This window comes from Fastidiosibacter lacustris (assembly GCF_003428155.1).
GTDB classification, from domain to species: Bacteria; Pseudomonadota; Gammaproteobacteria; order Francisellales; family Francisellaceae; genus Caedibacter; species Caedibacter lacustris.
In genome coordinates, this window is record NZ_QLIR01000010.1 from 26,061 (window position 1) to 40,668 (window position 14,608).

Below are 14,608 nucleotides of genomic sequence, written 5' to 3' on the forward strand. Positions count from 1 at the left end.
AAAATTCCACCTTTTGATTATATAGTTTGAAATATTCATGAGCTTTTATTTCTCTATTGGATTATTTGACGAAGTTAATCCCCACTCACTCCAGGAGCCATCATAAACGGATAAATTTGTGTAATTTAACATATATCCAGCGAAAGCTAAGATACACGCCGTAACACCTGAACCACAGGTAAAAATAATGCTCTTACTTCCATCTATATTAAGGTCAATAAATTGTTGCTTTATTGCCTCTAATTCAATAAATTTTCCATTGCTTAAAAGTTGCTGAAAAGGTAAGTTTATTGAGTTGGGAATGTGTCCTGAGCGTAACGTCTTTCTTGGTTCAGCCTGTTTTCCTTGAAATCTTTCTAGAGATCTTGCATCAACTATTTGGTATTCATTTGGGTTATCAATGGCTTCTTTCACTTTATTGATATTGCAAAAAAAATCTTTGTTGTAATTAGCAGAGTATCCTTGGTTTCTAATACTTTTAATATCAGGGGCTAAGTTTTTCACATTTTCAACAGGAAGACCTAGTTTTACCCATTGTGATATTGTTGCATTTAATATATATACGTTTTTATGCCCCATAGATTTAAACATCCACCAAACTCTCGGACTCGCGTAAATGCCTGATTGTTCATATAGGATAATCAAGGTGTTATTCGTAATACCATAATTTGATATGCGCTCCTCAAATTGCTTGCTATCAGGCATCATATGAGGCAGTTCACTATTAGGGTTACTAAACTCTTCTATGCTCATTTTTTTAGCATTCGGAATAATCAATTGATCATCAATACCGCTTGAGCATTGGTTCACAGACTTTATGGTTATTTCGAAAATACAAATATTAGTATTAGTATCGGATAAGCTATGATAAAGCTGCTGGCAATTGATTAATGGTGAAGCTGTTTCTATATTTTTGATCTTAAGTTTATTGTTCATTTATTGTTTCCCAAACAGTGTTTTGATAATACCATTCATCATTCCAACTTGAAGTAATTTTAAATTTACTTGAAATATCTCTGAACATCTATAGTGATCAATAGAATTAAAATTTATTTATGCAGATGATATGCTTGATTAATTATATCTTTTATGGTGTTATCATTACTGAGCAGCCGTTAATACTGTTCTTATGAAGTTAATAAAATTAGGAGAAAGGATGATGGAAGATAAAAATGTAACTGAGAAACCTGTTCAGAAAAAGAAAAAGCTTGATCACAATAAAATATTTGCGATCACAAGAAAGGGCTCTCCTGTACTTAGGAGTGTAATCAACTAAAATATAATCATTACATTAACCCTGTATTGGACATAGGGTTAATGTGTTTTTTAAGAGCTCTTAGCTCTTGTGAAATTTGAAGAAATTATTCCATTCAGTAAAAAAATAAATGTTTTAAATTTGGGATCTAAGATGATAGAGGGTGATCCATCTGGTTATGAGAGTTTACCTAACATAAACGTGGTTAAAATTGATGGAAATAATGTTAATGATGAAACCCTAACGGTGATTATCGGAGATAGTTCTGAAAAAACTTTTTATAACTGTAATTTGGAGACTTGCTCATCTCTTTTTTCACCAAATTTTGAGCTTATGGATTTATATAACAATATTTCAGAGTGGCTCACAGTTATTTCATATCACAAAGTTAGTACCAAAAACTTCAAAGATTTACATTTATCTTATTTGCCAGATTACACTAAATCAGATTTACAAGGTTCTAACCTAATGACAATTCAATATGGTGGAAAATATACAGATCATGCTCTAGTTATTGAGGTAGAGGTTGAATTTATTCAGCAGTATGTTATTTCAGAAATTGAACAAGTGTTAAGAGAAAAGAGGGTTAAGTTTCATACTTTTACTGGTTATGGGTCAAGACTGCTCAAACCAATGTTGTTTGTAGATAATCCGTTTCAAGCATTTAATCAATGGATGTGGGGGCATGCTGTCTTTATTAAAGATATTACAGGCTATAAAAAACTATCAGAAGAAAAGCTTTACAAGCTTTCTCAAATAGCACATAACGTCTATTCTTCCTATGACTTGAGTGCACATTGTCTATCCATAATTGATAACAGAATTGGATCTAACCTTGTTAAAAGGTATTTGAGCTCAATAAAGGAAGTAAAGTATGAAGTCGATGAATAATTTTATTATTTTTATATGCGCACAAAATTTCTCGGTCATTGCATTTAGATTTTTTCAGCTTCTTTTAGCTTGGGTGACATTAGCGCAGACACATTCTGGTTATCTTTTGGGCGTGGTTGTGACTGTATCCTGGATTGCGAATATTATATTTTTGCCATTTTCTGGTTACTGCTTAGATCGATATAAAAAGGGATTAGTAATTTTTCTTGCTAACTTTGTTTCATTGATATTGATTTTAATGTTTTTTATCAATTTGATATGTTTTTCTTATAATTTGATGATTGTTATTCTGATAACCATAATACTAAGTGTCGCAGATTCAATTCTTTTGTCGGCGCCTAACACAATTATTCCCTTTATTGTTGAAAAAGAGAAGATAAGTAAGTTTACTGGTTTTTGGGGCAGTATTGCTTCTTTACAAACAATTATCGGTGCACTGGCTGGTGGAAGTACAATGGCTCTGTTTGGTGACAAATTATCAATCTTGATAATTGCTTGTTTATATTTTGTTGCTCTGATTTTTAGTTTTATTTTAATGAAAAATAAATTACTACTACATGCATCTATTGCTAAAGGGCAGGAATTTTATCAGCAGCTATTAAAAGGTTTTAGTGTTTTAGTCAAATTAACTCCTGAGCGTACGTTATGTCTTATTGGTATAACGGGTAATTTTGTAGTGACGCCACTTTTAATGATCCTACTACCTGTATATATACAGATATTCTTAAACCTATCAATTATATATCTCGCAATCATGGAGATTTGCTTTGGCTTAGGTTTATTGATAACGAGCATGCTTGTAGGGAAGCTGCTTTCAAAAGATGTGAAGAGGCTAACTTTAATTTTAACTGGAAATACCCTTACAGCAATTAGCATCATGTTATTCCCTGTGGTCAGTTTTTTATACTTGAAACTGCTCTTGCTTTTTCTTATTGGAAGCGGTCTCGCACTGAATAACATTTCAACGAGTTCTCTACGTGCATTAGCTGTGCCGGATGATATTAGAGGAAGACTTGAGTCGGCTATCTATTTTTTTTGTATTTTATCCATCCCCGCTGGTAGTTATACCTTTGGGATATTCACTCAAACAAAGCAGAGTCAACAGATCACTGTCATTATGATTATTATGGGCAGCATGATTTTATTCTCATTACTATTTATTCTGCTATCGCCACTGACATATAAAACCTTATTATGTAAAGACAGAGACCTTAAAAATTATTACAAAAGAAGGTTTCCAAATATCCTTTAATAATTTAAGAGTAAGAGGGAGTGAAGAAATGATCAATGTAGCCGAAATAAATTGGGCAAAACCTTCGAATTATAATGCCAGTCAACTAATTCATCTTAATAATCAAGAAGCTATAGAAAGTCTAATTTACCTGTCAGAGTTTATTGAAGTAGATGTTAAACTACTCAATACTCTGAGCATAGATCGCTTTAAAAATAAGTTATATAAACACATGCCTCAATTATATATTACTCATGAAGCTGTTAAAACCGCAGTTGAAGATGGTGAGCTTAATTTAGCCAAAAACTACATTACATCGTTTATCAACCTGATCAATAAACCTACTAAAGATAAGTCACAATCTTCATGTAGAATATTAAGATATAGTTCAGGATATAATAAAGTGTTAATGGGTGCAGTTATTAATATTACTGGACGTGATCGTAAAACTACTTACAAAAATAATTACAGAGGAGAACAAACTGTCATAAATGTTCCTACTGAAAGTCAATTTATAGTGACCAGCAATATAGTAAAGCAAGTATTTTCAATCCTAGAAAGAATTGAACCTATTCATTACGATGAGATTAATACTGTAGTAAATGAAATTATTGTGATTGAGTCTAATGGCATAAATGCAGCTACTTATCTTAACCATTTGGGAGCAATTTATATTAGAGCTTACAAAGAAAAAACTGAGCATTGGTCAAGAATTGTAGAACATATTACTCATGAAGCCGCTCATAACTTACTCTATCATATTTGGTTTAGGGAAAGAATTCTGATTGATGACAATGGATTATTCTATACTCCTTTTCGCCTGGACTACAGACCAATTAGTGGCGTTTTTCACGCGATGTTTGTATTAGCCAGAACTATATACACATTTAATTATTTACTCCAAGCAGAAATAAGTAACTTATCTTACGAAGATATTAGTAGCCATTATAATGAAGCCAATAATACACTGAAATTTAAGGAAAAATTTCGACAGACAGTAAATGTATTAAATAGCTCAAAGAAATTGACTGTATTTGGAGAAAAAATAATTAATGATTGTATTGAATTAGTACATAAATGTCACATTGGAATATAGCTATAGCTATGCCTGGAATTTTTAGGCTAGAGCTAGCTTAGATAATCCCAAACCACAAGAAAAACGACCGTTTTCTTGGCGGTCCAAAAATTTGTATATCTAAGTGTAAAATCAGCAAGTAAACTCATTGTGAAATTCAACATTAATTTGTATTATCAGATTTATATTTATTAGAGTTCTTTATCATGCCTAGAAATATTTTTAAATTCAAATCCCGGATATAGTCATAGGCATCTGATTATTCATTTTGCTTTGACGTATAACACCCTTTGTTTTATCTGACAAATCAATATGAGTAAGTGCTAGATCATATAACGATGCGGTTAGAAGTCGTCCTTCATACATTGAAAACGCCTTACAAATCGCATTTTGCATGATTTCTTTTATGTCCTTAAAAACATATTCAACTGATATTCTATCCTTTGGTGTTGACATCATAGTATAAAATGTGCGTGCCATCCCCATATTTGCTAGAAAATCAGGAATAACAGCAAGTTTAGCATCTAAAGATTGTGAACATAAACCATAGCAATATTCTCTTTCCACAAATGGATGATTTGCTCCACATGAAATGAGCTCCAAACCATTTGTTATCATTTTATCAACTAAATTTTTCGCGATTATGTTTGATCCTGCCGCAGGAATAAGGACATCTATTTTTGTTATCGCTAGGATTTTATTAAATTCAGCATGAGACATATTATCTGGCAAAACCTTTAACACACGCCTTGCGCACACAAGATCATTAATTTGTTTGGCACTTAAACCGTCATTCATAATCACACCAGCATCACGATCTGTCAGCGCAATGATTTTCGCTCCCGCTTGATGCAAATAGTAGGCAGCAGCAGCGCCAACATTACCTGCTCCTTGTACGTAGATACGCTTATTGTTCACATGCTCATTTTTTGCTTGATAATAAGCAATAACCGTCTGTGCAACGCCATAACCCGTAACCATTTCTGCTAACTTTACTTCACTTTCTGCAACCTTAACCACTGAATTTAATAGCAACATGTTTTGGTAAGCAGTTTGAGTTTTTATTTCATCACCCTTACAAAACGCATGAATAATACCTTGTTGAGAGTTATCAAGACCTAAGCCACGTAAGATCTGATTAATTTTATGAATATCAGTGTTTAAGTCACTACCTGTTCCATAGTACTCAGCTAAAAGTGGACGAATAGCTTTATACCAACGCTCAAGCACACCATATTTATCTGGGCAATCAGGATCAAGTCGAATACCTGTTTTAGCGCCACCAATGGCAGGACCAGATAATGCAAATTTTATTTCCATAATTTTAGCAAGGGTTGTTACTTCTTCTAACGTGATACGCTCATGCACACGTGTACCACCACCTGCTGCATTGCCACGTAAAGAGTTAATTACTAAAAAACCATGCGCAGAAGACTTCTTATCTCTCCATTGAAATGTAATTTCTGGTTCTTGTTGTGAAAATTGTTCCAAACGATCCACCACACTGTTTTGAAAGTCCATTAAATTCATTTTTTCCTTTACCCCTTTAATCTACAAAGTTTCTACTAATATTCTGGTTTTTCACCTCTTTCTTACTTTGCAATATTTACGTACATAGTTCAATCCGTTACAAGAACGATATAAAAACTAGAACAGTTTAATCCTTATAACAAAGCATCAATTTTTGCTGCACAAATAAAGTCATTTTCTGTTAACCCATCCACTGAATGGGTTGTAAAATGGATAATACAACGATTAAAACTAACTTCCATATCAGGGTGATGCCCTTCATTGTTAGCAATCCAAGCCACTGCATTAACAAATGACATGGTTCTATAAAAACCCTTAAACTCAAATGTACACGTAATTTTTTTACCACATGGACTTAATTGCCATTTTGGTAAGTTAATAAGATATTGCTTTGCCTCTTTCTGATTTAAAGGCACTAAATCGCCATACTCACAAACTTGGCATTTCTTATCTAATAAATTTTCCATTTTTTATCCTCAAACTATTTAATGGCTCATTGCTTTTGTGTTTTCAGCATTACTGATTCTTCATCTTTATTTATATAAAGGTTCAAATTCAGGTAAGCTCTGTGATTTTACAATAAGTTTAATAAAATCACCTTTAAGCACGTTATAAATACTCTCATAAGAATTAATCACATAATACAACGGTTGATAAATATCGATTCTATAAGGTGTTCTTAAAATGTTAAGCGCATCAAATTTTTCATAACGCACCATAGGATCCTCCAATGCATACACTGTCTCCCCAATCGAAGATAAAATCCCTCCACCATAACAGCGAAGTCCTTTTTTAGTATTGATGAGCCCAAACTCAATGGTAAACCAATAAAAACGCGCTAAAAGTCTTTGAATGTCATGAGGCTGCCCAATGCCTAATTGCCCATAACGCTGCATAAACTCAGCATACACAGGATGAGTTAACATCGGACAATGACCAAATAACTCATGAAAAATATCAGGTTCTTGTATGTAAGTTAGTTCTTCTGGTATACGGATAAAAGTTGCGCAAGGGAATTTACGCTCTGATAAAAGTTTGAAAAAACGATCAAAACCAATTAACGCAGGCACGGGTTCAACCTGCCAACCAGTTTCTTTCTTTAAACGTAAATTAAGATCAGGAATCTGTGGGATTCGATCACGTGAAAATGATAAAATTTCTAAGCCTTGTAAATATTCCTCACAGGCACGCGAAGCTACAATTTTAAATTGGCGCTCAATCAAAGCATGCCATGTGTTATTTTCAACCTCATCATAACAAACAAAACCATTATGATCTGGTTTTTTAGAAACATACTTACTTTGCATTTTCATCTACTGTCTTCCTTTGCACATTTCCCTCTTTAAATTTAGTTGACATACTGACAATTTCCCCTAAAACTTCACCAAAGCCTATTTTATAACCTTGTCCTTGACAGAAACCACTGATTATTGCGATATCACCATCTTGTAGGAAAATACGTGTTTCACCTGTTTTAAGTTGAAGTGGGTTTTTACCCCCTTCCGTTAGCTCAATTAAACTACCAAAACTATCTTTTTCTTTACCGCTAATCGTACCAGATGCTAACAAATCACCTGTTGCCATCGGACAACCATTAACCGTGTGATGAGCAAGTTGTTGCATCATATCCCAATACATATATTTAAAGTTTGTCCTTGAAACAATCTGTGCTGTTTGCGACTTTGGTGTTTTAATCGCAAATTGAAGGTTAATATTGATACCCCAGTCTTCACTTCGTTTAAGGTAACCTAATAACTTTAGTTCTTCTTTGGGTGAAGGCACTCGAAATGGCTCAAGTGCATCTAAAGTCACTATCCAAGGAGAAATTGAGGTTGCAAAATTTTTCGCTAAAAATGGACCTAGTGGCACATATTCCCATTTTTGAATATCGCGTGCACTCCAGTCATTGACAAGCACCATCCCAACGATATGTTCAGGTGCATTTTTAATGTCTATTACTTGTCCATGTTTAGATGACAAGCCAATGATTGCACCCATTTCAATTTCAACATCCAGAGCCTGGGATGCACTAAAAATAGGTGGTTCATTTGAACTAGGCTTAATTTGACCATTTGGGCGTTGAATCATTGTACCACTTACAACAACGCTCCCCGCTCGCCCATCGTATCCAACAGGTAAGTGCAACCAGTTTGGTAGTAAAGGATTATCTTTATCACGAAACATGCGCCCAATGTTTTCAGCATGCTCACGTGAGGAATAAAAATCAGTATAACCCTTAATTTCTATCGGTAGATACAATTTTGCATTGCTTTGCTTGATAAGGACTTTTTTCTGAAGGACTACATCATCACGCAAGGTTGATGTGTTTTTATTTAAAAGGTGACTAACTACTTCACGCAAAGTGCGCACTTTACTACGCCCATGCTCAATAAGTGGATTCAAGTTATTAAGTTGACTAAAATTTAATCCAAAATCTGGGAGCAGTTTACATTCATAAGCTGCCTTAAGGTCAAGGATATAATCTCCAATTGCAACACCAATACGTCTTCTAGAGAAATCCTCCTCTATGTCACTAAAAACACCCAATGGCAAGTTCTGAATTGGGAAATGACTATCTTTATCCACTTTAATAAAGGATTGAAGCTTAGGATCATTTGCTTTAATTTCTAACATTACTCTAAAACCTCACAATTAAACTGTGCTCTTAATTCTGACCAACATGATAAATAATTACTTTGCAATAAATCCGTGGCTAAAGCGAACTCAGTTAAGCGCCATGCTAAACGTGTTTCAAACATAAATGCCATCGTATTTTGATAACGAACGGGCTTTAGTTTAGCATTTGAAGCTTGAGTAAAAGTATTATAATCAGGGCCATGTGCTGACATCGGATTATGAAGGCTAAGCCCACCCGGTTGAAATCCTTCCCCTTTTGCATCATATTGCCCCGTTAATAACCCCATACACTCAGCCATAATGTTACGGTGATAATAAGGTGGTCTAAAGGTATCTTCACCAACAACCCAGCGTGGCGGAAAAATAACAAAATCAACATTTGCTGTACCCATTTGATAGGAAGGTACACTAAGAACAGTAAAAATGCTTGGATCTGCATGATCTTTAAGTACGGTATTAACTGGACAAAACAAATCTAAGTCATACTTATAAGGATATAAATTGCCATGCCATGCAATAACATCTAAAGGTGAATGCTTTATTTTCCCTTGCCATAATCTACCTTGATATTGACTATAAAGTGTGAAATCACCTGTTTTATGTTCAAAATTTGCACACGGCGCTAGAAAATGACGCTCCTCTGCCAAACCATTGGCACCGATTGGTCCTCTTTCTGGCAAATAAAAACTCGCAGTATTGGATTCACAAATATAACCACGAGCATTACTGTCAATAAGCTCAATTTGATAGCGTATGCCTCTTGGAATAACGACCACCTCATGAGGTTTTGCATCAATAACCCCAAACTCTGTTTTAAAGCGTAAGTGTCCTTGCTGTAATACGTATAACCAGTCACCATCTGCACTATAAAAATAACAATTCTCCATCGACGCATTGATCGCATATAGGTGAACTGCTGCCACCTCGTTAAACATCATGGTCACCAAACCTTCAACAAGATGAGTTGGTTTATTAGGAATATCGATTGCACGCCAACGTATTTGCTCAGGTGGAGTCAATATTTTATCTTGAAAAAAATTATTCCTCAATAAGCTGCTATTCACAAGGCTAAATTTAGGACTATGTAAAACCGATGGTCGAATACGATATTGCCATGCTTTAAAATTTTGTGCCCTTGGTGCTGTGAAAGCACTATTGTTAATTTGTTCAGTATATAGTCCAAGTGGTGCAATTTGAGGTGAATTACGATCTTGTGGTAAAGCACCTTTTACTGCCTCAGTTGCAAAATAGCTATGGAAACCAGATTGATAATGATGTGTATTCATTTTCATATCTCTTTAATTAATTTATAACAACATAATTTAATTATCTATTCATGTTCGATGGCAACAACACTTTCAGGTGATGCTGCTATAAAAGCAGGATGTGTCATTGCCATATAATAAATGCGATTAATAATCGGAAATGCACTTATCTCCTCCACATTAAAACGTTTAGCATTATAAACTTGTGGAATTAAACAAATATCGGCCAGCGTAATATCATCACCAAAACAGTATTTTCCAGCTGACTTTTTAAGCTTCTCTTCTAAGGCATGAAAGCCTGATATAATCCAATGCGCATACCATTTCTGAGCTTTTTCCTCACTGATGGCAAATGTTTCTTTTAGATACTTAATCACACTAGAATTATTAAGTGGATGAATATCGCAAGCAATGGTTAACGCAAATGCTTTTACTTGTGCTTTAACGATAGGATCTATTGGATAAATTCCATCTTGTGGGTATTTATCTTCCAAGTAGTCAATAATCGCCAAAGATTGGGTAATCACAACATTGCCATCTTTTAAACTTGGCACGCGAGATTGTGGATTAATCGTTTTATACTCAATAGAAAATTGCTCACCGCCGTTATTAAGTAAATGAATTTGTTTTGTTTGATAATTTAGTTTTTTAAGCTGTAATACAATACGTACACGAAAACTTGCCGAGGAACGAAAATAATCATATAAAATCATCTTTAACTCCTATTTATGCATTTGCTCACTTAGTACACCACGCTCAATTTGATCTAGCTCAATCGAGTCAAACAAAGCTTGAAAGTTTCCTTCACCAAAACCATCATCGCCTTTTCTTTGAATGATTTCAAAAAACACAGGACCAATCACAGTGTTTGTAAAAATTTGCAATAAATAACCACCATCTTTAGTTGATGCACCATCTATTAAGATCCGATTTTTTCTCATCCGATCTACTGATTCAGGATGATAGGGTAAGCGCGCATGAGTTTTGGTGTAATATGTATCAGGCGTGTGCATAAACTCTAAACCTAAACCGCGTAAACGCTCCACCGTATCAAAAATATCTTTACTCTCTAGTGCGATATGTTGAATGCCTTCACCATTATATTCATGTAAAAACTCTTCAATTTGCGAACGATCATCTGCTGATTCATTGATTGGAATTTTAATTTTTAAACAAGGACTTGTCATCGCTCTACTATATAATCCTGTTAATTTCCCTTCTATATCAAAGTAGCGAATCTGTCTAAAATTAAACAAATCGATATAATACTGTGCCCATTTATCCATGTTACCGCGATATACATTGTGAGTAAGATGATCAATATACAATAAACCACATTCATTTTGCTTCATCCGTGCATCAGCACCAGCAATGCACTTAAATAAACCACTATCTAAAATTGAATCATAATGAGTTAAGTAAAGCTTAGTATCGGCAATGCCACAAATAACTTCTATACTATCACCGTTCCAATCATCGACGTTTTTTTCCTTAACTTTGGCGCCTTTTTTGATACAATGCACTAGTGCCTTTTCAACGTTTTCTACCTTAAAACCCATCCCACAGGCACCAGCCTTATGTGTATTTTTAAATGTTTTAGCAAACCCTTTATCTTCGCTATTGAGCAAAAAGAATATATCGTTTTGCTGCCATAGCTCAATAGTTTTATTTTTATGATTGGCAACATGCGTAAAACCGATTAGTTTAAATAGGTCACGAATCTTTTGCGGTGCATTACTAACGTATTCTAAAAAACTAAAGCCTTTGGTACCGACTGGATTAGCTAAAACCTCCATTGATTCCATTGCAACCTCCTTAAAAAATTCTTTCCCAGTTTTTATACATGGACAAGCGGGTGTTTGCTTGCATGGTGGCTAACATACCATAGCATAACGACGTTTGCATCAAAACACAGTGAAAAACTAGCTTTATTTGTATTATGTAAATTTATTGCATAATAACAGCAACATGACTTGACAATTGAAATAACTAACTACCATTTTAAGTTATTGATTAAACATAGAACCTTTATACAAAAAAAGTAGCAAGCAGAATCAAAATAATTTAGAATGCCGAACAAAAAAATACATATAACCTACATGCTAAAAGACACATTTTTTCTCTATAGCCAAAAAATTCTGCCGCAAACTTTATTATCACGTTTAGTTGGTAAGCTAGCTAATTGCCAACAACATCATATCAAAGAAACTCTTATTAAACTTGCAATTAAACGCTTTCAAATTAATCTTGATGATGCTTTGCTACAAAATATTAGAGATTACAAGAGTTTTAATGATTTTTTTACACGCAAGCTTAAGCCTGAATCTCGTCCCATTAATCACGATTCAAAGGCGATTATCTCCCCCGCTGATGGAAAGATAACTCAAGCTGCGAAAATTGACTTAGGCAGAGTTATCCAAGCAAAAGGCAAATATTTTACTGTTGATGCACTCACTGCTAAAACCCACACAACCAATTACACTGATTTTGCCGTCATTTATCTTGCACCAAAAGATTATCATCGTGTGCATATGCCTATAGATGGCACACTCACACGTATGAGCTATATTCCTGGCAAACTGTTTTCAGTTAACGAGCTTACCGCTCAAAACATTGATAACTTATTTGCTAAAAATGAACGCTTGATATGCTATTTTGATACTGATATTGGTGAAATTGCTGTAATTTTTGTTGGAGCCATGCTAGTTGCAGGGATTGAAACCGTTTGGCATAAAATGGTCGCACCAAACTACTATAACAGTATTCAGCACTTTGATTATCAAGGGCAAAATATCCACTTTAGAAAAGGCGATGAAATTGGATTATTTAACTTTGGTTCAACGATTATTACACTGTTCCCTGAAAATAAAATTGCTTTTAATGACAACCTTTCCGAAATTAAAATGGGACAGAAAATTGCACAAATTAAATAACTCACGATTATTTATTACAATAAACATGCTCTAACTCATGGAAATATGGGGTGTTTATTGTAAATGGAGACTGAGCTTTATTTTTTTGTATTCGCTCACATAAGCCTTTCTTAAGATTATTATTAAAATTAAAACAATTTTGCTGAACTTGAATTGAATTGGCGTAAACAAAGTCTTGTGTGTAAAAATTTTCACCAATTAAAATTCGACATGTTTTTGCAAACTCAGGATAAATAACATAATTATAATGCGAGTCGGTTACTATTAAATCATATTTTTTTTGATCAACAAATAAGTTATACGCCTCCTCCGTTACTCTTTTTTCAGCCTGAATTTCACTACTTAATAGAGGAACTAAAAAAAAGACAACTAAAAATCTATATACCACAGATAAAAGAAAAGCAATTAGAAGAATAGATTGTGTTAGTTCTTCATAGATTTTATTTAATGATTTATTTCTCTGAAAGCTCTCCATTGTTTTCACAGCCCTTACATTATCAGGGATGAATAGGTTACTGTTATTAGGTTGTAGCACATTGCTTTCGTGACCTGATAAGTTTTTTCGGGAATTTCTAAATGATGAAATAGCAATACAACCAATACCGATATATACAACCGTTGCTAATAACATGACCCAGAAAAAATTCCAAACTTTTAAAGATAAATCGCTGAGTCCTATATTTAATAAAGAAATGAGTCCTCTATATATAAATTGAATATCAGATATCGTTGTGCTTTGAAAAACGAACATATCAATACCAAGCAAGTTCAAGAAATGTTTTATATACCCATAGCCTGATAAAATTAAATACCCAATAAAACAACCTACAAATAATAGTAATAGCCACTTATAAAGAGACCATATAAACTTAATTACCCATAACTCCTTCAGTATTTTAATAAAATCATCAATTAGTTTTAGTTTATTAATTTTTTCCATACTCATCTTCCATTTTCTACAAATCGAACTATTATCTTTACTTTCTGTTTAAGTAAACGTTGACTAAATTTGAAATAACTTCATTGTATTGGCTTTTGTCACTATACAAAATTCCTCAAAGTCTTCACCACGCAACTTTGCTAAAAATTCAGCTACATAGTAGACATACTCCGGGTAATTTGGCTTACCACGATATGGGATAGGTGTTAGATATGGTGCATCTGTTTCGACAAGCAATCGATCAAGCGGAATTTTCTTTGCCATTTCCTGGACATCTTGTGCATTCTTAAAGGTGACAATGCCTGATATTGAAATATACATTCCCATATTAAGTGCCTGGTTTGCCATATCCCAATCCTCAGTAAAACAATGAAGCACCCCACCACAACACTCAATATTGTAGTCTTTTAAAATGCTTAAAGTATCTTCTTTAGCTGCACGTGTATGAACGATAACAGGTTTTTTGAGTATTTTTGCAGCCTCTACATGAGCAATGAACTTTTGCTTTTGCAGCTGATAACTCTTTGGTTCATTGTAAAAATAATCAAGCCCAGTTTCACCTATAGCTACGCATTTATGGGCTTTATCTGCGTCTATATAATCAATAATCGTCTGTGCGTCTACAGGCTGAACACCTTCTGTTTCACTAGGATGCACACCGACAGAGTAATACACATTTTGAAATGCAGACGCCGTATCTGCTATGGTTTGAACCTCTTCTAGTGTTGTCGAAATTGAGATAATTTTATTAATGCCTTTAGATTTAGCATTTTGAACGACTTTCTCTATTGTTAAACCATCATCTAACCTTAAGTGGTTTAAATGGCAATGTGAATCAATAAGCATATGAA

14 protein-coding genes are annotated in these 14,608 nt (G+C 34.0%); 4 read left to right on the forward strand and 10 right to left on the reverse strand.

Annotated elements, in window-relative coordinates; translation table 11 throughout:
- Positions 1 to 45: 45 nt before the first annotated feature.
- A complete protein-coding gene (locus tag DNJ77_RS06015; RefSeq protein ID WP_116964093.1) occupies positions 46 to 936 on the reverse strand; it encodes a sulfurtransferase in 891 nt (296 codons plus the stop codon).
- Between the two features lie 472 nt (positions 937 to 1,408).
- Between DNJ77_RS06015 and DNJ77_RS06020 the strand changes: the two genes are divergently transcribed.
- The 3 genes from DNJ77_RS06020 to DNJ77_RS06030 are packed head-to-tail and all read left to right on the forward strand — an operon-like array spanning position 1,409 to position 4,473.
- Positions 1,409 to 2,146 (forward strand): hypothetical protein, encoded by a 738-nt coding sequence (locus DNJ77_RS06020; protein ID WP_157966617.1) that lies wholly within the window; start codon positions 1,409 to 1,411, stop codon positions 2,144 to 2,146.
- Complete coding sequence (locus DNJ77_RS06025) at positions 2,130 to 3,398, forward strand: MFS transporter (RefSeq protein WP_116964095.1); 1,269 nt, start codon at positions 2,130 to 2,132, stop codon at positions 3,396 to 3,398. The genes DNJ77_RS06020 and DNJ77_RS06025 overlap by 17 nt, the downstream gene beginning before the upstream one ends.
- A 28-nt stretch (positions 3,399 to 3,426) precedes the next feature.
- Positions 3,427 to 4,473, forward strand: a complete 1,047-nt coding sequence (locus tag DNJ77_RS06030) for an HEXXH motif-containing putative peptide modification protein (protein WP_116964096.1) — start codon at positions 3,427 to 3,429, stop codon at positions 4,471 to 4,473.
- 207 nt (positions 4,474 to 4,680) lie between these two features.
- Here DNJ77_RS06030 and DNJ77_RS06035 read toward each other — a convergent pair whose 3' ends face one another.
- From DNJ77_RS06035 to hppD, 7 genes are all read right to left on the reverse strand, one after another.
- Positions 4,681 to 5,982 (reverse strand): Glu/Leu/Phe/Val dehydrogenase dimerization domain-containing protein, encoded by a 1,302-nt coding sequence (locus DNJ77_RS06035; RefSeq protein ID WP_116964097.1) that lies wholly within the window; start codon positions 5,980 to 5,982, stop codon positions 4,681 to 4,683.
- A gap of 134 nt (positions 5,983 to 6,116) precedes the next feature.
- The gene (locus tag DNJ77_RS06040) at positions 6,117 to 6,449 is read right to left on the reverse strand and encodes a 4a-hydroxytetrahydrobiopterin dehydratase (RefSeq protein WP_116964098.1); all 333 of its coding nucleotides are present in this window, start codon (positions 6,447 to 6,449) and stop codon (positions 6,117 to 6,119) included.
- A 66-nt stretch (positions 6,450 to 6,515) separates the two neighbouring features.
- Positions 6,516 to 7,295: a phenylalanine 4-monooxygenase gene (gene phhA, locus DNJ77_RS06045; RefSeq protein ID WP_116964099.1), complete on the reverse strand. Its 780-nt coding sequence runs from the start codon at positions 7,293 to 7,295 to the stop codon at positions 6,516 to 6,518.
- Entirely contained in the window at positions 7,279 to 8,616 is a 1,338-nt protein-coding gene (fahA, locus tag DNJ77_RS06050) for a fumarylacetoacetase (RefSeq protein ID WP_192877942.1), read from the reverse strand. Before fahA ends, phhA begins: the two co-directional genes overlap by 17 nt.
- Positions 8,616 to 9,905, reverse strand: coding sequence for a homogentisate 1,2-dioxygenase (hmgA, locus tag DNJ77_RS06055; protein WP_116964100.1), 1,290 nt, complete (start codon positions 9,903 to 9,905; stop codon positions 8,616 to 8,618). The genes fahA and hmgA overlap by 1 nt, the downstream gene beginning before the upstream one ends.
- 44 nt (positions 9,906 to 9,949) lie before the next feature.
- A complete protein-coding gene (maiA, locus tag DNJ77_RS06060) occupies positions 9,950 to 10,597 on the reverse strand; it encodes a maleylacetoacetate isomerase (RefSeq protein WP_116964101.1) in 648 nt (215 codons plus the stop codon).
- Between the two features lie 9 nt (positions 10,598 to 10,606).
- Positions 10,607 to 11,689, reverse strand: a complete 1,083-nt coding sequence (hppD, locus tag DNJ77_RS06065) for a 4-hydroxyphenylpyruvate dioxygenase (RefSeq protein WP_204723369.1) — start codon at positions 11,687 to 11,689, stop codon at positions 10,607 to 10,609.
- Positions 11,690 to 11,953: 264 nt separating this feature from the next.
- Here hppD and asd point away from each other — a divergent pair, with 264 nt between their 5' ends.
- A complete protein-coding gene (gene asd, locus DNJ77_RS06070) occupies positions 11,954 to 12,817 on the forward strand; it encodes an archaetidylserine decarboxylase (protein WP_239986760.1) in 864 nt (287 codons plus the stop codon).
- 7 nt (positions 12,818 to 12,824) lie between these two features.
- Here asd and DNJ77_RS06075 read toward each other — a convergent pair whose 3' ends face one another.
- Positions 12,825 to 13,757 carry a hypothetical protein gene (locus DNJ77_RS06075; protein WP_116964102.1) on the reverse strand — a complete coding sequence of 311 codons (933 nt, stop codon included), beginning with the start codon at positions 13,755 to 13,757 and terminating at the stop codon, positions 12,825 to 12,827.
- A gap of 63 nt (positions 13,758 to 13,820) precedes the next feature.
- Positions 13,821 to 14,603, reverse strand: a complete 783-nt coding sequence (locus DNJ77_RS06080; protein ID WP_116964103.1) for a TatD family hydrolase — start codon at positions 14,601 to 14,603, stop codon at positions 13,821 to 13,823.
- Between the last annotated feature and the right edge of the window lie 5 nt (positions 14,604 to 14,608).